This window comes from Bifidobacterium sp. UBA6881 (genome assembly GCA_002451435.1).
Lineage (GTDB): Bacteria > Actinomycetota > Actinomycetes > Actinomycetales > Bifidobacteriaceae > Bifidobacterium.
The window spans coordinates 34,923-35,221 of sequence record DKCF01000032.1 but is presented as its reverse complement, the minus strand read 5'-3'; the positions used below and the strand labels follow the sequence as shown (position 1 = coordinate 35,221).

The following is a 299-nucleotide window of genomic DNA, read 5'->3' as shown; positions in this document are numbered from 1 at the left end:
TGGGTGAAGGAAGGCGGTGACCTGTTCGAGACCATGAAGTTCCTGGATTCCGTCGGTTGCTCCCGGTATGTGGTCACCGACGTGGCTCGCGACGGCATGATGAGCGGCCCGAATCTCGAACTGCTGCGCGAAGTGGCGGAACGCACCGATGCCAAGGTCACCGCGTCCGGCGGCATCTCCAAGCTCGACGATCTGCGCAACATCAAGAAGCTCGCCGAACTGGGCGTGGATTCCGCGATTCTGGGCAAGTCGCTGTACGCGCGCGCCTTCACTTTGGAGGAGGCGCTCGAAGTGGCCCG

The 299-nt window shown here is 62.9% G+C and carries 1 protein-coding gene; it reads left to right on the top strand.

Annotated elements, in window-relative coordinates; translation table 11 throughout:
* Positions 1-299 (top strand): HisA/HisF-related TIM barrel protein (locus tag B3C64_RS02635; protein WP_291533532.1); only part of this gene is annotated, 299 nt, incomplete at both ends.